This is a genomic window from Streptomyces sp. NPDC005761, from assembly GCF_040630635.1.
Lineage (GTDB): Bacteria > Actinomycetota > Actinomycetes > Streptomycetales > Streptomycetaceae > Streptomyces.
This window is the reverse complement of the sequence record NZ_JBEXXX010000004.1, coordinates 21,425-41,529: the sequence shown is the minus strand read 5'-3', so window position 1 is coordinate 41,529 and position 20,105 is coordinate 21,425. Positions and strand designations below refer to the sequence as shown.

The following is a 20,105-nucleotide window of genomic DNA, read 5'->3' as shown; positions in this document are numbered from 1 at the left end:
GGCCGGTCACGACTGCTTGTGCAGTCCGAGATTCTCGTAGATTTCGAGCGTCGCCGTCGAGTTGTTCAACGTGATGAAGTGCAGCCCGGGGACACCCTCGGAAAGCAGCTTCGCGCAGAACCGCGTTGCGAAGTCGATGCCAATGGAGCGTACAGCGGCGGGATCGTCCTTGGCGGCGAGGATGCGTTCTTTCAGGTCCCCGGGCAGGGTCGCGTTGCTGAGCTGCGCGAATCTCTCCAATTGCCGGACGCTCGTGAGGGGCATGACCTCGGGAATGATCGGGGTGCCGCAACCCGCAGCGACCACCCGGTCACGCATCCGGAGATAGGCGTCCGGGTCGAAGAACATCTGCGTGATCGCATAGTCCGCTCCGGCACGGCACTTGTCCACGAAATGCCGGATGTCGGTGTCCCAGTCGGCAGAGCGCGGATGCCGTTCGGGGAATGCCGCGACGCCGACACAGAAATCACCGGATTCCTTGATCAGCCGGACGAGATCCGCCGCGTACCGCACGCCCTGCGGGTGCTCGACCCACGGACCCATGGGGTCGCCCGGCGGGTCGCCGCGCACGGCGAGGATGTTCCGGATACCGGCGTCCGCGTACTGACCCACCATGTTGCGCAGCTCGGCGATGGAGTGGTTCACCGCCGTGAGGTGCGCGACCGGGGTGAGGGTGGACTCGGCGGCGATGTCCTGGGTCGCCTTCACCGTCCCGGCGCGGGTGGATCCGCCGGCCCCGTACGTCACGGAGACGAAACTCGGTCCCACCGCTTCGACCCGGCGGAGCGCGTTCCAGAGGTTCCGCTCGCCCTTCTCGGTCTTGGGCGCCCAGAACTCGAAGGAGTACGAGGTCTTGCCGGTCGCGAGCATCTCACGCACGGTGCGCGCGTGATCTGTCCTGGTGGAGGGTGTGCCAAGGGCCATACGGGCAGGTTAACCAGGGCGCGCCCGGCTCCCAACCGAACTGGGGCGATTTGGCTTGATTGCCCGTTCTTTGTCCACCCTTCGGACACTCCTGTCCCGAATCGGCCCTCCGGCCCGTCCGGTCACGCGCCGGCGCGGTCCCGGATTCTTCCCGCCAGCTCGGCGGCGGCGGCAGCCGGATCGGACGCCTCGGTGACGGCCCGCACGACGACGACCCGGCGGGCTCCGGCGTCCAGCACCTCGTCGAGGTTGCCCGCGTCGATCCCGCCGATGGCGAACCACGGACGGGCGGGTGCGAGCGAGGCGGTGTAGCGGACGAGGTCCAGGCCGGGGGCGTGCCGGCCCGGCTTGGTCGGGGTGGGCCAGCAGGGGCCGGTGCAGAAGTAGTCGACACCGGGCTCGGCGACGGCCGCGTCGACCTCGGACTCGGCGTGCGTGGAGCGGCCGATGACCACGTCCCGGCCGACGATCGCGCGGGCGGCCGGTACCGGCAGGTCGCCCTGGCCCAGGTGCAGCACGTCCGAGCCGATGGCGTGGGCGACGTCGGCCCGGTCGTTGACCGCGAGGAGCTTGCCGTGACGCTTGCAGGCGTCGGCGAAGAGCGCGAGGTGTTCGAGCTCCTCGGCCGCCTCCATGCCCTTGTCGCGCAGCTGGATGACGTCCACGCCACCGGAGAGGACCGCGTCGAGGAACGCGGGCAGGTCGCCCTGGCGGCGGCGGGCGTCCGTGCACAGGTAGAGCCGGGCGTCGGACAGCAGCGCGCGAGGCGTGGACATGGTGCGGTTCCCCCCGGGGAAGGCGACGACGGTCGGTCGGTGGTGCGGGGTCGCGGGCCGCGTCGAGCGGCCCGCGACCCGGTGCGGCTGTGGGTCAGACGGCGAGCGCCTGGGCGCGGCGCTTCACCTCCGTGCCGCGATTCTCACTCAGCGCCTGCGCGGGCGTGCCCGGCAGGCTCGGGTCGGGGGTGAAGAGCCATTCCAGCATCTCCGCGTCGGAGTAGCCGTCGTCCCTCAGGAGCGTCAGGGTCCCCGAAAGGCCCTTGACCACCTTGTCGCCGTCGATGAAGGCGGCAGGCACCTGGAGCGCCCGGTTCTCACCACGTCGTACGGCGATGAGCTGGCCCTCCTTCACCAGCTGGCGCACACGCGTCACCTGGACATCGAACATTTCGGCGATGTCGGGGAGGTGGAGCCAGGCAGGGACGAGAGCATCGATCTTTGCGTCAATCTCGGTCACGGGGACAAGCGTGCCATCCCGGACCGACAGTCGGTACCCGGGCCGACCGTCCGAGGGCCGGCCGGGCCGTCAGAGCGTGGCCGATTTCAGGGGCACGGAGGGGTCCGCGACCCGGTCGGGGGCGAGTTCCACCCCCGATTCGACGAGTTTGCGGCCCTGCGCGAGATCGCGCGGACGGCCGACCGCCAGTACGGCGACGAGCACGCCGCCGCGCAGCCAGCACACCGTCCAGCTCGGTCCGGACGGATCACCTCGCCACACCAGGGTGTCGGCCTCCGTGTGGTGTCCCGCGTACTGGACGAAGCGGCCGAACTGCTCGGACCAGAAGTAGGGCACGGGGTCGTAGACCGGGAGGGGCCCCTCGCCCTGCGGAGCGGTGACGGCGGCTGCGACGGTCCGGGGGCCCTGGAGGGCGTTGTCCCAGTGGTGGACGAGCAGCCGCTCGCCGTAGCGGGCCGAGGGGAAGGAGGCGCAGTCGCCGACCGCGTACACATCGGGGAGTGAGGTGCGCAGCGACGCGTCGGCGGTCACCGACCGGTCCGGGCCCCTCTCGATCCCCGATCCGGCGAGCCAGCCGGTCGCGGGCCGGGCACCGACGCCCACGACGACCGCGTCCGCCGGGAGCACGCGGCCGTCGGCCAGGACCACGCGACCGGGTTCGATGCGGGCGACCCGGGCGCCGGTGAGAAGTGCGGCGCCGCTCTCGGCGTACCAGCCGGCCATGGGGGCCGTCACCTCGGCGGGCAGTGCGCCGGCGAGCGGGCGGTCGGCGGCCTCGACGACGGTGACCGCGCAGCCGGCCGCGCGGGCGGCGGTCGCGAACTCGGCGCCGATCCAGCCCGCGCCGACGACCACGACGTCGTGCTGTCGTTCGAGGACCGGCCGCAGCCGGGCGGCGTCGTCGAGCGTGCGCAGGAGGTGGACCCCGGGGACGCCCTCGGATCCGGGCAGCACCAGAGGCTCGGCGCCGGTGGCGATGACCAGGACGTCGTAGGGGACGGGCCCCTCCGGGGTGTCCAGTTCGTGGTCGGCCGCGCGCAGTGCGGTCACGTCGAGGCCGAGTCTCAGGGTGATGTCCAGGGCCTCGAAGTCGATGTCGAAGGCCGAGCCCTCGGCCTTGCCGAGGAGGACGGCTTTCGACAGCGGGGGCCGGTCGTACGGCTGGTGCGGTTCGGCGCCGATCAGCGTGACGGGGCCGGTGAAGCCCTGTTCGCGCAGGGCCACGGCGGTCTGCACGCCTGCCATGCCCGCTCCGGCGATCACGACGCGGCGGCTCGGCCGCGAATCTGTCTGCTGCTGTCCGGTCTGCTCGTCCACCCGCCCACCTTAAACACCTGACGCATCGTCAGTAAGTCGGACGGCCGCTCACCGCCGCCGGATCGCCGCGCCCGGCGCTCGGGCCGACGGCCTCGGCGGCTCCCCTTGCCGGGGGCGCGGGGCAGGGGATTAGGGTGGCCGTGCACATCACTCGCGGGAGCCCGGACGCACCGGGCTGAGAGGGAGGCTGGACGGCCTTCGACCGTACGAACCTGATCCGGGTCATGCCGGCGAAGGGAGGGGCTGGACGCCCATGCGCACGCATCGTACGAACGGGTCCGACGTCCTGGTCATCGGGGGCGGCATCATCGGACTGGTCACCGCCTGGCGGGCCGCTCAGCGCGGTCTGGCCACCGCGGTCGTCGATCCCGCACCCGGCGGCGGCGCCGCCCAGGTCGCGGCCGGGATGCTGGCAGCCGTCACCGAACTCCATTACGGCGAAGAGATGCTGCTCGGCCTCAACGTCGCTTCCGCCGCACGCTATCCGGCGTTCGCGGCAGAGCTGGAGGCGGCGAGCGGACAGGACATCGGCTTCCGTGCCTGCGGCACCCTGGCCGTCGCGCTCGACGCCGACGACCGCGCCCATCTGCGCGATCTCCACGCCCTGCAACGCCGCTCGGGGCTGGAGTCGGAGTGGCTCACCGGCCGTGAGTGCCGTCGCCTGGAGCCCATGCTGGCCCCTGGCGTACGCGGAGGGCTGCGGGTCGACGGCGACCACCAGGTCGACCCGCGACGGCTGGCCGCCGCGCTGGTGACGGCGTGCGAACGGGCCGGGGTTGTCTTCCACCGCCAGCGGGCCGAGCGGCTCTCGGTCACGGGCGGCCGGGCCGCCGGAGCCGTACTGGCCGACGGTACGCAGCCGGCGGCCGATCAGGTCGTCCTCGCCGCGGGCAGCCTCAGCGGCCGGCTCGCGGGGGTGCCGGATCACGTCCTGCCCCCGGTGCGCCCGGTGAAGGGCCAGGTACTGCGCCTGACCGTGCCCACCGCGTACGCCCCCTTCCTCTCCCGCACCGTGCGGGCCGTCGTCCGGGGCAGCCACGTCTATCTCGTGCCGCGCGAGAACGGCGAACTGGTCATCGGCGCCACCAGTGAGGAGATGGGCTGGGACACCACGGTCACGGCCGGCGGTGTGTACGAGCTGCTGCGCGACGCGCACGAGCTGGTGCCCGGCATCACGGAGCTGCCGCTCACCGAGACCCTCGCCGGCCTGCGCCCCGCCTCCCCCGACAACGCCCCGCTGCTCGGCCGCACCGCGCTGCCCGGCCTCCGTCTCGCCACCGGCCACCATCGCAACGGGGTGCTGCTCACCCCCGTCACCGGGGACGCCATGGCAGAGCTGCTGGCCGGCGGCGAGCTGCCCGAGGTGGCGCGCCCGTTCTCCCCCGGCCGTTTCTCACCCGCCGCCCCCGTACGTCAGGAGCAGCCCGCATGACCGAGTCCGCCCCCCTCTCCGAGCCCATGGCCGTCTCCGTGAACGGCGAGACCGTCGCCGTCGCGCCCGGCACCACCCTGGAGGCCCTGGTCGCCTCGCTGACCGGTGCGTCCTCGGGCGTCGCGGCCGCCCTGAACGAAACCGTCGTGCCGCGTGGCCAGTGGCCCGCGGCCGCACTCACCGCCGGCGACCGGGTCGAGGTCCTGACCGCGGTGCAGGGAGGCTGACCATGTCCGACGACCTCTTCTCCCTCGGCGGCACCGTTCTCGGCTCCCGGCTGATCATGGGAACGGGCGGGGCGCCCAGCCTGGACGTGCTGGAACGGTCCCTGACCACTTCCGGCACCGAGCTGACGACCGTGGCGATGCGCCGCCTCGATCCGACCGTGCAGGGCTCTGTCCTCTCCGTGCTGGAGCGCCTCTCCATCCGTGTGCTGCCGAACACGGCGGGCTGCTTCACGGCGGGCGAGGCCGTGCTCACCGCCCGGCTCGCCCGCGAGGCGCTGGGCACCGACTGGGTCAAGCTGGAGGTGGTGGCGGACGAGCGCACCCTGCTGCCGGACCCGATCGAGCTGCTGGACGCCGCCGAGACGCTGGTGGACGACGGTTTCACCGTCCTGCCGTACACGAACGACGACCCGGTGCTGGCCCGGAAGCTGGAGGATGTCGGGTGTGCGGCGATCATGCCGCTCGGCTCCCCCATCGGCTCCGGTCTGGGCATCCGCAATCCGCACAACTTCCAGCTGATCGTCGAGCAGGCGCGGGTCCCCGTGATCCTGGACGCGGGGGCCGGAACGGCTTCGGACGCGGCGCTGGCCATGGAGCTGGGGTGCGCGGCCGTGATGCTCGCCTCGGCGGTCACCCGCGCTCAGGAGCCCGAGCTGATGGCCGCCGCGATGCGTCACGCGGTGGAGGGCGGGCGGCTCGCGTACCGCGCGGGGCGGATCCCCCGCCGCCACTTCGCCGAGGCCTCGTCGCCGACGGCGGGGCGGGCGGTGCTGGACCCGGAGCGTCCGGCGTTCTGACCCGGTCCCGGCTCGTGCGTGAGGCGGATCTCATGGACCCGTGGCGTCATGCCGCCGGCCCGGGCCACACCCCGGCTGACGGCGTGTCCCTGTCACGGCTCGGCTGCAGTAGGGCCCCGGGACCGCCCCAGCCAGTCGGCCGTGTCCGCGGCGGCTCGTAGACTCGGCTGCGTGGATACGACCCTCCAGGACCCTCTCGTCGGGCAGCTGCTCGACGGCCGCTACCGCATCGATGCCCGCATCGCCGTGGGCGGCATGGCCACGGTCTACCGGGCCATGGACACCCGACTCGACCGGGTGCTCGCCCTCAAGGTGATGCATCCGGCGCTCGCGGCCGACGCCTCGTTCGTCGAGCGCTTCATCCGCGAGGCCAAGTCGGTGGCCCGGCTCGCGCACCCCAATGTGGTCGCGGTCTTCGACCAGGGCGCCCAGAGTCAGTACGTCTACCTCGCCATGGAGTACGTGGCGGGGTGCACGCTGCGCGACGTACTGCGCGAGCGGGGCGCGCTGCAGCCGCGGGCCGCGCTGGACATCCTGGAGCCGGTCCTCGCCGCGCTGGGGGCCGCGCACCGGGCGGGCTTCGTCCACCGGGACATGAAGCCGGAGAACGTGCTGATAGGCGACGACGGCCGGGTCAAGGTCGCCGACTTCGGCCTCGTCCGGGCCGTGGGAACGGTCACGAACACCACCGGGAGCATCCTGGGGACGGTCTCGTACCTCGCCCCCGAACAGATCGAGCACGGCACCGCGGACACCCGCGCCGATGTGTACGCGTGCGGTGTCGTGCTGTACGAGATGCTGACGGGCACCAAGCCGCACGCCGGGGACTCCCCCGCCCAGGTCATCTACCAGCACCTCAACGAGGACGTGCCGGCCCCCTCCGCCGTCGTTCCCGGCCTCGCGGCCGAGCTGGACGAGCTGGTGGCGAGTGCCACGGCCCGTGACCCCGAGCGCCGCCCGTTCGACGCGGTGGCGCTCCTGGCCGGGTCCCGCCGGGCCCGGTCCGGTCTCACCGACGCGCAGCTGGACGCCGTGCCGCCGCAGGCCCTGGCCGAAGTGCGCGACGGCGCGGAGGACCGCACGAGCGTGATCCCGCGGGTGCTGCCCCCGGGCCAGGGCACCACCCACCACACCAGCCGGCTGGAGATGCCGCCGCAGCCGCCCGCGCAGGCGCCGGCCCGTCGCGCCGGCCTGCGTCGCGGGAGGCCGCAGCGCGGTGTCATCGCGGCCGTTCTGGCCGTGCTGCTCGTCCTAGGGGTCGGCGGTGGCGTCTGGTACATCAACTCCGGACAGTTCACCCGGGTCCCCTCGCTGCTGGGCCAGAGCGAGAAGGCGGCCGGGAAACGGCTGTCGGACAGTGGTCTGGAGCTGAAGGGCGTACGACGGGCCTACAGCGACACCGTCGGACGCGGCAGGGTGATCAGCAGCGACCCCAAGCCGGGCGCCCGGATCCGGGGCAACGACTCCGTGTCGCTGGTCGTCTCGCGCGGTCCCGAGATCGTCACGGTGCCCGATGTCCATGGCGTCGCACTCGCCGAGGCCAGACGGCAGCTGGAGAAGCGGGGCCTGACCCCGGGCATGATCACCAAGGAGTTCAGCGACGACGTGTCCGCGGGCGAGGTCGTGCGTACGGATCCCGAGTCGGGCGCCGAGCGCCACCCGGACTCCGCGGTCGCGCTCGTGGTCTCCAAGGGGAGCCCGGTCGACGTCCCCGATGTCACCGGCCAGTCGGTCGACGACGCCACCGCGGAGCTGGAGGACGCCGGCCTGGAGGTCGTCGTCGCGCCCGGCCGGGTGAACTCCCCGGAGGACGAGGGCGACGTCGCCCGCCAGTCGCTCGAGGAGGGCACCGAGGCGGCGGAGGGCGACACCATCACGCTCACGGTCTCCAAGGGGCCGCAGATGATCGACGTCCCGGACGTCACCGGCAAGGACGTCGACGACGCCCGTGGCGAGCTGGAGGACGCGGGCTTCGAGGTCAAGGTCGACCGCCCGTTCCTCTCCTTCAGCGACACCGTCGAGAGCCAGTCCACCGACGGGGGCGACCAGGCCCCCGAGGGCAGCACCATCACCATCAAGACCAAGGGACTGTAGATCCGTATGCGCAACCCCGTCGGCGGCCACATCCCGGTGGCCGGCGGCCTCTCCAAGGTCGGCCTGCCCTACGCCCGCGAGATGGGCGCGGAGGCCGTCCAGGTCTTCGTGGCCAATCCGCGCGGCTGGGCGACCCCGGCCGGCAATCCGGTGCAGGACGAGTTGTTCCGTACCGAGTGCGCCGCCGAGTCCATACCGGCGTACGTCCACGCCCCGTACCTGATCAACTTCGGTTCGCACACCCCGGCGACCGTGGAGAGGTCCGTGGACTCCCTGCGTCACTCCCTGCGCCGGGCGCGCCAGATCGGCGCCCTGGGCGTCGTGGTGCACACCGGTTCGGCGACCAACGGCCGGCCGCGTGAGGAGGCGCTGGCGCAGGTGCGCACCCACATGCGGCCGCTCCTGGACGAGCTGACGCACGACGACGACCCGTTCCTGCTGCTGGAGTCGACCGCGGGGCAGGGTTTCTCGCTCTGCTCACGCACCTGGGACTTCGGCCCGTACTTCGAGGCGCTCGACTCCCATCCGAAGCTCGGTGTCTGTCTCGACACCTGCCACATCTTCGCCGCAGGCCACGACCTGGCCGGTCCGGCGGGCATGAAGAAGACCCTGGACCTGCTGGTGGAGACGGTCGGCGAGGGCCGGCTGAAGCTGATCCATGCCAATGACTCCAAGGATGTGGCCGGAGCGCACAAGGACCGGCACGAGAACATCGGGTCGGGTCACATCGGCGAGGAACCGTTCCGGGAGCTGTTCTCCCACCCGGCCACCGCGGGCGTCCCCCTGGTCATCGAGACGCCGGGCGGCAAGCAGGGCCATGCGGCGGACGTGGCCCGGCTCAAGGAGCTGCGCGGCCGGGGCTGACCGGACGCACTCATGCGGGGAATACCCCAGGGGGGTATATGGTTCCTACAGGCGACAGGAACCGCTCCTCGGCATCGGGGGATCACCATGCGAGACCACGCAGACCACGCGCAGCACGACGACCGCACCGGCGATCTCGACCATGCCGGCCACCCCGGCGGCCTCCCGGACCACTCCGGTCACGGCTCGGGCGGCGCGAGCTGGTCGATGGCGGCGCGCGCCACGCTCCACTGCCTCACCGGCTGCGCCATCGGCGAGGTCCTCGGCATGGTGATCGGTACGGCGTTCGGCTGGGGCAACATGCCGACGACGGTCCTCGCGATCGCCCTGGCGTTCTTCTTCGGCTACTCGCTGACGCTGCGCTCGGTCCTGAAGTCGGGCGTCGACTTCCGAACGGCATTCCGGGTCGCGCTCGCGGCCGACACGCTCTCCATCGCGGTCATGGAACTGATCGACAACGGGGTGATCGTCCTGTGGCCGGGCGCCATGGACGCCATGCTCTCGGACGCCCTGTTCTGGGGGGCTCTCGCGATCTCGCTCGCCGTCGCCTTCGTCGTCACCACACCGGTGAACAAGTGGATGATCGGGCGCGGCAAGGGACACGCGGTGGTGCACCGGTACCACCACTGACACGGCACGGCGGACGGGGCGCCACCGGGTCAGAGCTCGGGGCCCTCCCCGGGCTCCTCCTGGTAGGAGTAGCGCTGTTCCTTCCACGGGTCGCCGATGTTGTGGTAGCCGCGCTCCTCCCAGAAGCCGCGGCGGTCGGCGCTCATGTACTCGATGCCCCGGACCCACTTGGGGCCCTTCCAGGCGTACAGGTGAGGCACCACGAGCCGGAGCGGGAAGCCGTGTTCGGCGGTGAGCAGTTCGCCGCCCTTGTGGGTGGCGAACAGGGCCCGCTCGGAGATGAAGTCGTCGAGCCGCAGGTTCGAGCTGAAGCCGTACTCGGCCCAGACCATCACATGCGTGACCTGCGGCGCCGGGGGCGCCAGCGCCACGACATCACGGGCGAGGACTCCACCCCACTCGGCGCCGAGCATGCTGAACTTGGTCACGCAGTGCAGATCGGCGACGACCGAGGAGAACGGCAGTGCGGAGAACTCCTGATGGTTCCAGCAGTGCTTGTCACCGTCGGCCGTGGCACCGAAGACCCGGAACTCCCAGCGGTCGGGCTTGAACTTGGGCACCGGACCGTAGTGGGTAACCGGCCAGCCACGCTGCAGTCGCTGCCCCGGCGGAAGCTCGGACTGCTCTGATGCGTGATGTTCCCGGCTTTCCGGCTGACCCATGACTCCATGGTGACAGACAGGCAGGGGTGGTCATGACCAGGGCAGAGGCGATTCGGGCAACTCGTACTAAGCGTGCACTTACTGGACGCCTACCGGACGCGATGCGAGGATGCGGCCAACGTGCCCAGTTCACCGGTTGGAAGGAGCCTCTGCGATGCAGGGCGACCCCGAGGTCCTCGAGTTCCTGAACGAACAGCTGACCGCCGAATTGACTGCCATCAACCAGTACTTCCTGCATGCAAAGATGCAGGACAATTTCGGCTGGACGAAGCTCGCGAAGTACACCCGCTCCGAGTCCTTCGACGAGATGAAGCACGCCGAGATCCTGACGGACCGCATCCTCTTCCTGGACGGACTGCCGAACTACCAGCGGCTTTTCCATGTACGAGTGGGCCAGACGGTCACCGAGATGTTCCAGGCGGACCGCCAGGTCGAGGTGGAGGCGATCGACCGCCTCAAGCGCGGCATCGAACTGATGCGCAACAAGGGCGACATCACGTCCGCAAATATCTTTGAGTCGATCCTGGCGGACGAAGAGCACCACATCGACTATCTCGACACCCAGCTGGAACTGGTGGAGAAGCTCGGGGAGCCCCTCTACATCGCACAGCTGATCGAGCAGCCCGAGAGCTGACCGGCGAACCACGCGTGCGGGCCGCCCGGTCCCGCGGGGCTCAGGCCGCTTCGGGAAGAGCGACGGGCCCGGGAGCGATGCCGCTGCCAGGAACGGGGCCGGCGCCGGCGGCGATGCGCTGATCGGCATCGGGCGCGGCGCCGGCCGTGACACGGTCCGCGGTGCCGGGCGTCCGCTTCTGGTCGAGCAGGTCACGACGCGGACAGGCGCCGCGGCCGAGCATGGCCTGGATGGTACGGACGCAGCTGCCGCAGTCGGTCCCCGCCTTGCTGGCGGAGGCTATCTGGCGGGGCGTGCAGGCGCCGTCTTCCGCATGCTTCCTGACCTGCTGCTCCGTAACGCCGAAGCACGAGCAGACGTACATGCGGTTCACCTCCCGGCGGGATGGATCGTAGGTGCCGCCCCGTTAATCGGTGAGGCTAACCTAACCTTACCCGCCGCTCAAGGCCCGCAAAAGCCCCGGAACGCCCTGTGGGGCACGGATCACATCGATCCGTGCCCCACAGTCGTACGTGCGCTGCGTTCGGTGACGCCTACTGGTCCCGGTACATCTCGGCCACCAGGAACGCGAGGTCCAGCGACTGGCTGCGGTTGAGCCGCGGGTCGCAGGCCGTCTCGTAACGCTGGTGGAGGTCGTCCACGAAGATCTCGTGGCCGCCGCCGACACACTCGGTGACGTCGTCACCGGTGAGCTCGACGTGGATACCGCCCGGGTGCGTGCCGAGGCCCTTGTGCACCTCGAAGAAGCCCTTGACCTCGTCGAGGACGTCGTCGAAGCGACGGGTCTTGTGGCCCGACGCGGCCTCGAAGGTGTTGCCGTGCATCGGGTCGGTCACCCAGGCCACGGTCGCGCCGGAGGCGGTGACCTTCTCGACCAGCTCCGGGAGCTTGTCGCGGACCTTGTCGGCGCCCATCCGGACGACGAAGGTCAGCCTGCCGGGCTCGCGCTCGGGGTCGAGGCGCTCGATGTAGCCGAGGGCCTCGTCGACGGTGGACGTCGGGCCGAGCTTGATGCCGATGGGGTTGCTGATCTTCGAGGCGAACTCGATGTGCGCGCCGTCCATCTGCCGGGTGCGCTCACCGATCCACACCATGTGGGCCGAGGTGTCGTACAGCCGGCCGGTCCGCGAGTCGACGCGGGTCAGCGACGACTCGTAGTCCAGCAGCAGTGCCTCGTGCGAGGCGTAGAACTCGACGGCCTTGAACTCCGCCGGGTCCGTACCGCACGCCTTCATGAAGTTCAGCGCGTTGTCGATCTCGCGGGCCAGGGCCTCGTAGCGCTGGCCGGACGGGGACGACTTCACGAAGTCCTGGTTCCAGGCGTGCACCTGGCGCAGGTCGGCGTAACCGCCGGTGGTGAAGGCGCGGACGAGGTTCAGCGTGGAGGCGGATGCGTGGTACATCCGCTTCAGCCGCTCCGGGTCGGGGATGCGCTCGGCCTCGGTGAAGGCGAAGCCGTTGACGGAGTCGCCGCGGTAGGTCGGCAGCGTCACGCCGTCGCGCGTCTCGGTCGGCTTGGAGCGCGGCTTGGAGTACTGCCCGGCGATCCGGCCCACCTTGACGACGGGCACGGAGGCCGCGTAGGTGAGGACGGCGCTCATCTGCAGCAACGTCTTCAGCTTGGCGCGGATGTGCTCGGCCGACACGGCGTCGAAGGCCTCGGCGCAGTCACCGCCCTGCAGCAGGAACGCCTCGCCCTTGGCGACGGCTCCCATGCGGGCGCGCAGCTGGTCGCACTCGCCGGCGAAGACGAGCGGCGGATACGACGCGAGGTCCGCGAGTACATCGCGCAGGGCCTCGGAGTCGGGGTACTCGGGCTGCTGCGCCGCGGGAAGGTCTCGCCAGGTGTTGCCACCGGCGACGGAGGTATTGGCGTTCACGGTCACGGGCTCCACATTACGGGGTCGCGTCCACTGTTTTTCGGGGTGCTCAACGGATGAGACGGACACGGGGCCCGGCCAGTGACAGGGAGCGCGGTCGGGCCTGCTAGCGTCACGTCTTTCAGAATTGAACAAGTGGACCACAGGGGTGGGGCTTTGAAGCGGAATCACCGCAGGGACCTCAAGAAGCGACGTCTGCTGTACGGAGTCGGCGCCGCGGTCGTCGCGACGGCGACCGTCGGCACGCTCGCCATGGCCTCGCAGGACACCGCGACCACCGACGGGAAGGCGGTAGCGGCCTCCGCCGCGCTGCAGCAGCAGTTCGCGGACGCGGCGTCCGAGTTCGACGTACCGCAGAGCGTGCTGATGGCGGTCTCGTACCGGCAGACGCGCTGGGAGAGCCACGACGGCGAGCCGAGCACCAGCGGCGCGTACAACGTGATGGGGCTCACCCGGGTCACCGAGGACGACATCGAGCAGCCGACGGACGCCGAGCGGCTCGCGCACCTCAACATGAGCGGCGATCCGGCCGTGATGAAGCACTTCGACGCCAAGCGCGCGCTGCGCAACCTGCCGAAGCCGGTCGACACCGACGCCGCGGAGCTGCACACGCTCGACGAGGCCGCGAAGCTGATCGACGAACCGGCCGCCGACGTGCAGGACGAGACGGCGCAGAGTATCCGCGCAGGCGCGGCGCTGCTGGCGCAGTACCAGCGCGAGGCCACCGATTCGCTGCCCGACGAGGCCGGCAAGTGGTACCCGGCCGTCGCGCGCTACAGCCAGGCCCCGGACACCAAGGGCGCCACGCTCTTCGCCAACCGCGTCTTCGAGTCGGTGAAGACCGGCGAGAGCCGCCTCACCGCGGACGGCCAGCAGCTGACGCTGCCCGCCGACCCGTCGGTGGTCCCGGTCAAGCCCGCGAAGATGCCGCTGGCGGCGACGAACGCGAGCACCACGGCGGCCCCCGCGCCGGAGTGCCCCTCCGGACTGAACTGCGACTTCAAGCCCGCCGGGTTCAAGCAGAACAGCAGCACCCCGGACGACTTCGGCAACTACAACGTCGCCGACCGTCCGGCCAGTGGCGAGGACATCCGCTACATCGTCATCCACGACACCGAGGGTGGCTACGACGGTTCGCTGGCGACGTTCCAGAACCCGACGTCCTACGCCAGTGCGCACTATCTGATCCGGGCCAAGGACGGTCTGGTCACCCAGATGGTCGAGACCAAGAACGAGGCATGGCACGCGGCCAACAAGACCGCGAACATGCACTCGGTCGGTATCGAGCACGAGGGCTACGCGATCAAGTCGGGCAGCTGGTACACCGAGCCCCAGTACGAGTCGTCCTCGACGCTGGTGAGGTACCTCGCAGCCCGCTTCGGCATCCCGCTGGACCGTGAGCACATCATCGGTCACGACGAGGTGCCGGGCGTCCTGGACGGCAATGTCGCCAGCCAGCACTGGGACCCGGGCCCCTTCTGGGACTGGAACCACTACATGTCCCTCATCGGCGCCCCGACCGGCTCCGAGGGTGCGGGCGGTCCGATCAAGGCCGGCCAGGTGGTCAAGGTGGTGCCGCCGTTCACCACGGCCAACCAGCCGGCGCTGACGTACGGCGGCAGCGCGGTCGCCACCCAGCCGGCGAACTTCGGCTACCTCTACAGCTCGCCGTCGACGACGGCTTCGAAGATCGCCGACCCGTACATCCCCAACGTGAAGTCCACGGACGGACCCAACTGGGGCAACAAGGTCGTGGCCGGCGGCAAGTACGTCGTCGCCGAGGCCCGGACGGACTGGACCGCCATCTGGTACGGCGGCGTGAAGGCCTGGTTCCACAACCCGAGCGGCCAGTTCACCGCCCAGGTTTCCAAGGCCGCCCAGCCTGTACTGAAGCCCAAGGCGGGTGTGACGTCCATCAAGGTGTACGGGCGTGCCTACCCCGAGGACGCGGCCTACACCGGCACCGGTGTGGCGGTGCAGTCGAAGAACAACGACTCCCTCACGAAGTACAGCATTCCTGCAGGTCAGGCCTATCCTCAGGTCGGCCCGGCACAGGTCGGTGACTACTGGTTCGCGGGTACGTTCGCGGGCACGGCCGCCAATGACCGCACGCTGGTGAAGGGGAGCACGAACCTCTTCTACCCGATCCGCTACAACCACCGCATGGCGTGGGTGAAGGCCAGCGACGTCCAGACCGGCACCAGTGTCGCTCCGGACGCCGGTACGAACCGCTACAACATCCTGGGCCGTGACTCCGCCGGTGTGCTCTGGCAGTACCAGGGCACCGGCAGCGCCACCACGCCGTTCTACAGCCGTTACCGCGTGGGTCCCGGGTGGCAGGGCTACAACGCGATCCTCGCGATGACGGCGCTGCGGGCCGACGGTACGGGCGACATGGTGGCCCGCGACACGAGTGGCACGCTCTGGTACTACCGGGGCGGCAGCAACCCGAGCAAGCCGTTCCAGACCCGTCTCAAGGTGGGCGGCGGCTGGGGTGTCTACAACGGCATGTGGGGTGCCCGCGACCTGAACGGTGACGGCAAGGCCGACCTGATCGCCCGCGACGCCTCCAACGTCCTCTGGTTCTACCAGGGCACCGGCGACCCGGCGAAGCCGTTCGCGACGAAGGCACGGGTCGGCGGTGGCTGGGGTGTCTACAACACGCTGGTCCCCACCGGTGACCTGACCGCCGACGGCAAGGCTGACCTGGTCGCCCGGGACAAGTCCGGTGTGCTGTGGCTCTACAAGGGCACCGGCAGCCCGACCGCGCCGTACGCCGCGCGCACCCAGGTCGGCAAGGGCTGGGGCGTCTTCAAGGACCTCCTGGGCCCGAGCGACCTGAACCGTGACGGCATCCCGGACCTGATCGCCCGGGACAGTGCGGGCGTGCTCTGGTACTACCGGTCCACGGGCGACATGGCGAAGCCGTTCGCGCCGATGGTGAAGGTCGGCGGCGGCTGGGGCATCTACAACACGCTGGTCTGATCGTCGTAAGACCGGCTCCGTGAAGGGGTCCGTTACGCCCATCGGGCGGAACGGGCCCCTTCGTGCGTGCTCCATGGGTTATGGTTCGGACATGTTCGCGCACTCGACCCGTAACTGGTGGTGGACCGCTCATCCGGCGGCCCACTGATCGCGCGTACACACCGACGCAGAGGCCGCCCGAGGGGCGGCCTTTCCCATGTCCAGGGGCCGTTCCTCCCAGCTGATCCCAGTGGAAGGAACACCGCAGATGGCACCGCACACCGCCCCGCACGCGATCGTCCAGAGACTTCTCGGCGACGACTGCCCGCCCTTCGCCCTGCTGCGCAGGCGCACCCCCGGTCACGACCACGACACCGTCGAGGTGCTGATCGGCCGGGTCCACGAGGCCGACCGGCTCGCCGACCTCCCCGTGGGTGAGCGGCCCACCCTGGCCCTGGTGCCGTTCCGGCAGATCGCCGAGCGCGGCTTCGACGTCCGCGACGACGGCACACCGCTGACCGTGCTGGTCGCCGACGAGACGTACGAACTGCCCCTCGACGGGACCCTGGACGCGCTCCCCGCCCACGCGGTGCGGGTGGAGGGCGGTGCGTTCGACGTCTCCGACGAGGAGTACGCGGGGACGGTGCGGCGGGTCATCGAGGACGAGATCGGCCGGGGCGAGGGCGCGAACTTCGTCATCCGGCGGACTTTCCGGGGCGAGATCCCGGGGTTCGGACGGGCGGACGCGCTGGCGCTCTTCCGACGGCTGCTGGCCGGTGAGCGGGGGGCGTACTGGACCTTCGTCGTGCACACAGGGGACCGGACGCTGGTCGGCGCCAGCCCCGAGGTGCATGTGCGGATGTCCGGCGGGACGGTCGTGATGAATCCGATCAGCGGCACCTACCGCTATCCCGCCGAGGGGCCGACCGCCGAGAACCTGCTGTCCTTCCTCGGCGACCGCAAGGAGACCGAGGAGCTCTCCATGGTGGTCGACGAAGAGCTCAAGATGATGTGCACCGTGGGGGACATGGGCGGCGTGGTGATCGGGCCGCGTCTCAAGGAGATGGCCCATCTCGCGCACACGGAGTACGAGTTGCGCGGCCGCTCCTCGCTGGATGTGCGGGAGGTCCTGAAGGAGACGATGTTCGCGGCGACGGTCACCGGCTCCCCCGTACAGAACGCCTGCCGGGTCATCGAGCGGTACGAGTCCGGCGGGCGCGGCTACTACGCGGGCGCGCTGGCCCTGCTGCGGCAGGGACCCGACGGGGCACAGACGCTGGACTCGCCGATCCTGATCCGGACCGCCGACATCTCGGCCCGGGGTGAGCTTCGCGTGCCGGTCGGGGCGACGCTGGTGCGCCACTCCGATGCGGAGAGCGAGGTCGCCGAGACGCACGCCAAGGCGGCCGGTGTGCTGACCGCGCTGGGGGTGCGGCCCGGGCGGCCGCAGGCGGAGGACGCGAGGCCGCGGCTGGCCGACGACCCCCGGGTGCGGGCGGCGCTGGATGCCCGGCGGGAGGGGCTGGCGCCGTTCTGGCTGCGGATGCAGGAGCGCACCGACGCGCTGTCCGGTCATGCGCTGGTGGTCGACGGCGAGGACACGTTCACGTCGATGCTGGGGCATCTGCTGCGCGCCTCGGGCCTCGAGGTGTCGGTGCGCCGCTACGACGAGCCGGGGCTGCGCGAGGCCGTACGGGCGCATGAGGGGCCCGTCGTGCTGGGCCCCGGGCCGGGTGATCCGGGCGACGCGGCCGACCCGAAGATGCGGCTGCTGCGCGCGCTGACCGCGGAGCTCGTACGCGATCACCGGCACGGGCTGCTCGGGGTGTGTCTGGGCCATGAGCTGATCGCGGCGGAGCTCGGGCTGGACATCGTCCGCAAGAACGTCCCGTACCAGGGTGCGCAGACCCGGATCGATCTGTTCGGCCGCCCGGAGACCGTCGGCTTCTACAACAGTTTCACCGCGCGCTGCGACGGCGCGGCGGCCACCGAACTGGCGGCGCACGGCATCGAGGCGAGCCTGGACCCGGCGACCGGGGAGCTGCACGCGCTGCGCGGGGACGGCTTCGCCTCGGTGCAGTTCCACCCGGAGTCGGTGCTGACGCTGCGCGGGTCGACGATCGTGGGCGAGCTGCTGGCGGGGCTTCCGGTGCGCGGCTGAAGCTCCGGCCGCCCGGGCCCCGGTGAGGTCCTCAAGGTCCGGGCGGTGCGGGGACCAGCACGTTCTCGCTGCGGCGGCCGGCCACGTAGTCGTCGACGTTCTGGACGGTGGCCGCGATGATCTGGCCCAGGGCGTCCTCGGTGTAGTACGCCTGGTGCGAGGTCACGAGGACGTTGGGGAAGGTGACGAGCCGGGCCAGGGTGTCGTCGTCGACGCCCTCCAGCGACTTGTCGAGGAAGAAGAGCCCGGCCTCCGCCTCGTACACGTCGAGTCCGACTCCCAGGAGCCGGCCCGCCCGCAGTTCCCCGACCAGGGCCTTGGTGTCGATGAGTCCGCCGCGGCTGGAGTTGACCAGGATGACGTCGTCCTTCATGTGGGCCAGGGCGTCCTTGCCGATGATGTGGTGGGTCGAGGGCAGCAGCGGGACGTGCAGGCTGATCAGGTCGGACTCGGCGAGGAGCTCTTCCTTGTCGACGTAGCGCAGGCCGAGCTCGACGCAGGCCGGGTTCTCGGCGACGTCCCAGCCGAGCAGGTTCATGCCGAAACCATGGGCGATCCGGGTGAAGGCCTCGCCGATCTTGCCGGTGCCGATGATGCCGGCCGTCCGGCCGTGCATGTCGCGGCCGAGGAGGCCGTCGAGGCGGAAGTCGAAGTCCCTGGTGCGGATCGTGGCGCGGACCACGCGGCGGTTGACCGCCATGGCGAGGGTCCAGGCGAATTCGGCGACCGAGTAGGGGGAGTACCAGGAGACCCGGGAGACCCGCAGGGCGAGGCGCTCCGCGACATCCAGATCGATGTTGTTGAAGCCGGTGGAGCGCTGGGCGATCATCTGTGTGCCGCCGGCCGCGAGGGTCTGCAGGACCTTGCCGCCCAGGTCGGCGTTGACGCTGGTGGAGATGATCTCGTAGCCCGCCGCGATGGGGGCGGTGTCCCGGTTCAGGAAGACGTCCAGGCAGCGCACCTCGTGCTTCCCGGCGAACGCCTTCTCGATCAGGGGCTTCTCGTCGGACTGCACACCGAATGCCAGGATTTCCACGACGTCTCCCGTGACTGATGCGGGCGAGGGTGCGGGGCCCGCTCCGGGAGCGGGCCCCGCGGGGGCCGGTCATCGCGAATATAAGGCGGTGGGGTCCGGTCCGCCGCTCAGCCTGTCAGCCTTTCAGCCGAAGAAGACCCCCACCTCCGCGTAGAGCGCCGGGTCGACCGTCTTGAGACGGGCGGTGGCCTCCGCCATCCGCACCCGCACGATGTCCGTGCCCCGCAGGGCCACCATCTTCCCGAAGTCGCCGTCGCGCACGGCTTCGATGGCGTGCAGCCCGAAGCGGGTGGCCAGCCAGCGGTCGAAGGCGCTGGGGGTGCCGCCGCGCTGCACATGGCCGAGCACGGTGGTCCTGGCCTCCTTGCCGGTTCGGCTCTCGATCTCCTTGGCCAGCCACTCGCCCACGCCGGAGAGGCGGACATGGCCGAAGGAGTCGTGCGAACCGTCCTTGAGGACCATCTCCCCCTCGGCGGGTGCCGCGCCCTCGGCGACCACCACGATCGGTGCGTAGCTCGCCCGGAACCGGGAGGTGACCCAGGCGCAGACCTGGTCGACGTCGAAGCGCTGTTCCGGGATGAGGATGACGTTCGCGCCGCCGGCCAGCCCCGAGTGGAGCGCGATCCAGCCGGCGTGGCGGCCCATCACCTCGACGACGAGGACCCGCATATGGGACTCGGCCGTGGTGTGCAGGCGGTCGATGGCCTCGGTCGCGATACCGACGGCGGTGTCGAAGCCGAAGGTGTAGTCGGTGGCGGACAGGTCGTTGTCGATGGTCTTCGGTACGCCGACGCATGGCACGCCGTAGGTGTCGGACAGGGTGGCCGCCACGCCGAGGGTGTCCTCGCCGCCGATCGTGACCAGCGCCTCGACCTCGTACTCGGCGAGGTTCTCCCTGATCCGGTGAACGCCGTGATCGGCCTTGAGCGGATTGGTGCGCGAGGATCCGAGGATGGTGCCACCGCGCGGCAGGATGCCGCGCACCACCGGGATGGAGAGCGGGACCGTCTCGCCCTCCAACGCTCCGCGCCAGCCGTCCCGGAAACCGATGAAGTCGTAGCCGTACTCCTGCACGCCCTTGCGGACGATGGCGCGGATGACCGCGTTGAGCCCGGGGCAGTCGCCGCCCCCGGTCAGTACTCCGACCCGCATGGAAGCATCCCTTCGCCGAAGTGAGCTCGCTCCTCACCACGCTAAGGGTGACCCAGGTCACTTCGTGATGGGTCGGACGGTCAATTCCCGTGCAA

19 protein-coding genes and 1 riboswitch are annotated in these 20,105 nt (G+C 70.6%); of the genes, 10 read left to right on the top strand and 9 right to left on the bottom strand.

The features are described 5' to 3' along the window. Window positions 1-6: 6 nt before the first annotated feature. The 4 genes from metF to ABZ434_RS05510 all read right to left on the bottom strand — a co-directional run bounded on the left by metF (window position 7) and on the right by ABZ434_RS05510 (window position 3,405). Window positions 7-924 carry a methylenetetrahydrofolate reductase [NAD(P)H] gene (gene metF / locus ABZ434_RS05525; protein ID WP_359132302.1) on the bottom strand — a complete coding sequence of 306 codons (918 nt, stop codon included), beginning with the start codon at window positions 922-924 and terminating at the stop codon, window positions 7-9. A gap of 122 nt (window positions 925-1,046) precedes the next feature. After that, window positions 1,047-1,700 carry a thiamine phosphate synthase gene (gene thiE, locus ABZ434_RS05520; RefSeq protein ID WP_359132300.1) on the bottom strand — a complete coding sequence of 218 codons (654 nt, stop codon included), beginning with the start codon at window positions 1,698-1,700 and terminating at the stop codon, window positions 1,047-1,049. Window positions 1,701-1,794: 94 nt separating this feature from the next. Then, window positions 1,795-2,160 (bottom strand): Rv2175c family DNA-binding protein, encoded by a 366-nt coding sequence (locus ABZ434_RS05515; RefSeq protein ID WP_359085106.1) that lies wholly within the window; start codon window positions 2,158-2,160, stop codon window positions 1,795-1,797. Window positions 2,161-2,229: 69 nt separating this feature from the next. Beyond that, window positions 2,230-3,405, bottom strand: a complete 1,176-nt coding sequence (locus ABZ434_RS05510; protein WP_359132558.1) for an FAD-dependent oxidoreductase — start codon at window positions 3,403-3,405, stop codon at window positions 2,230-2,232. A 215-nt stretch (window positions 3,406-3,620) separates the two neighbouring features. After that, window positions 3,621-3,733: riboswitch (TPP riboswitch) on the top strand. Between ABZ434_RS05510 and thiO the strand changes: the two genes are divergently transcribed. The 6 genes from thiO (at window position 3,731) to ABZ434_RS05480 (ending at window position 9,521) form a co-directional block, all read left to right on the top strand. Further along, window positions 3,731-4,909: a glycine oxidase ThiO gene (gene thiO / locus ABZ434_RS05505; protein ID WP_359132298.1), complete on the top strand. Its 1,179-nt coding sequence runs from the start codon at window positions 3,731-3,733 to the stop codon at window positions 4,907-4,909. It overlaps the preceding riboswitch by 3 nt. Further along, window positions 4,906-5,136, top strand: a complete 231-nt coding sequence (gene thiS / locus ABZ434_RS05500) for a sulfur carrier protein ThiS (protein WP_359132296.1) — start codon at window positions 4,906-4,908, stop codon at window positions 5,134-5,136. The genes thiO and thiS overlap by 4 nt, the downstream gene beginning before the upstream one ends. 2 nt (window positions 5,137-5,138) lie before the next feature. Next, window positions 5,139-5,933, top strand: coding sequence for a thiazole synthase (locus tag ABZ434_RS05495; RefSeq protein ID WP_359132294.1), 795 nt, complete (start codon window positions 5,139-5,141; stop codon window positions 5,931-5,933). 171 nt (window positions 5,934-6,104) lie between these two features. Continuing rightward, window positions 6,105-8,027 (top strand): Stk1 family PASTA domain-containing Ser/Thr kinase, encoded by a 1,923-nt coding sequence (gene pknB / locus ABZ434_RS05490; protein ID WP_359132291.1) that lies wholly within the window; start codon window positions 6,105-6,107, stop codon window positions 8,025-8,027. A 6-nt stretch (window positions 8,028-8,033) separates the two neighbouring features. Further along, window positions 8,034-8,891, top strand: coding sequence for a deoxyribonuclease IV (locus ABZ434_RS05485; RefSeq protein ID WP_359132289.1), 858 nt, complete (start codon window positions 8,034-8,036; stop codon window positions 8,889-8,891). Window positions 8,892-9,098: 207 nt separating this feature from the next. After that, window positions 9,099-9,521 carry a DUF4396 domain-containing protein gene (locus tag ABZ434_RS05480; protein ID WP_359132557.1) on the top strand — a complete coding sequence of 141 codons (423 nt, stop codon included), beginning with the start codon at window positions 9,099-9,101 and terminating at the stop codon, window positions 9,519-9,521. A 29-nt stretch (window positions 9,522-9,550) separates the two neighbouring features. On the opposite strand, the gene ABZ434_RS05475 is transcribed toward ABZ434_RS05480, so the two are convergent. Further along, window positions 9,551-10,183, bottom strand: a complete 633-nt coding sequence (locus ABZ434_RS05475) for a sulfite oxidase-like oxidoreductase (protein ID WP_359132286.1) — start codon at window positions 10,181-10,183, stop codon at window positions 9,551-9,553. A gap of 154 nt (window positions 10,184-10,337) precedes the next feature. Between ABZ434_RS05475 and bfr the strand changes: the two genes are divergently transcribed. Next, window positions 10,338-10,817 (top strand): bacterioferritin, encoded by a 480-nt coding sequence (gene bfr / locus ABZ434_RS05470; protein WP_136328351.1) that lies wholly within the window; start codon window positions 10,338-10,340, stop codon window positions 10,815-10,817. 40 nt (window positions 10,818-10,857) lie between these two features. On the opposite strand, the gene ABZ434_RS05465 is transcribed toward bfr, so the two are convergent. After that, a complete protein-coding gene (locus ABZ434_RS05465) occupies window positions 10,858-11,181 on the bottom strand; it encodes a (2Fe-2S)-binding protein (protein ID WP_359132283.1) in 324 nt (107 codons plus the stop codon). A 169-nt stretch (window positions 11,182-11,350) separates the two neighbouring features. Continuing rightward, window positions 11,351-12,697 carry a class II 3-deoxy-7-phosphoheptulonate synthase gene (locus tag ABZ434_RS05460; protein ID WP_359132281.1) on the bottom strand — a complete coding sequence of 449 codons (1,347 nt, stop codon included), beginning with the start codon at window positions 12,695-12,697 and terminating at the stop codon, window positions 11,351-11,353. A gap of 156 nt (window positions 12,698-12,853) precedes the next feature. Between ABZ434_RS05460 and ABZ434_RS05455 the strand changes: the two genes are divergently transcribed. From ABZ434_RS05455 to ABZ434_RS05445, 3 genes are all read left to right on the top strand, one after another. Next, window positions 12,854-15,682 carry an N-acetylmuramoyl-L-alanine amidase gene (locus ABZ434_RS05455; protein ID WP_359132278.1) on the top strand — a complete coding sequence of 943 codons (2,829 nt, stop codon included), beginning with the start codon at window positions 12,854-12,856 and terminating at the stop codon, window positions 15,680-15,682. 73 nt (window positions 15,683-15,755) lie between these two features. Next, window positions 15,756-15,830, top strand: coding sequence for a trp operon leader peptide (locus tag ABZ434_RS05450; RefSeq protein ID WP_359132555.1), 75 nt, complete (start codon window positions 15,756-15,758; stop codon window positions 15,828-15,830). A gap of 99 nt (window positions 15,831-15,929) precedes the next feature. Next, the gene (locus tag ABZ434_RS05445; protein WP_359132276.1) at window positions 15,930-17,822 is read left to right on the top strand and encodes an anthranilate synthase family protein; all 1,893 of its coding nucleotides are present in this window, start codon (window positions 15,930-15,932) and stop codon (window positions 17,820-17,822) included. 31 nt (window positions 17,823-17,853) lie between these two features. Here the strand turns inward: ABZ434_RS05445 and ABZ434_RS05440 are convergent, their stop codons facing one another. Next, window positions 17,854-18,858 carry a 2-hydroxyacid dehydrogenase gene (locus ABZ434_RS05440; RefSeq protein ID WP_359132274.1) on the bottom strand — a complete coding sequence of 335 codons (1,005 nt, stop codon included), beginning with the start codon at window positions 18,856-18,858 and terminating at the stop codon, window positions 17,854-17,856. 123 nt (window positions 18,859-18,981) lie between these two features. Next, entirely contained in the window at window positions 18,982-20,010 is a 1,029-nt protein-coding gene (locus tag ABZ434_RS05435; RefSeq protein WP_359132272.1) for a 6-phosphofructokinase, read from the bottom strand. Between the last annotated feature and the right edge of the window lie 95 nt (window positions 20,011-20,105).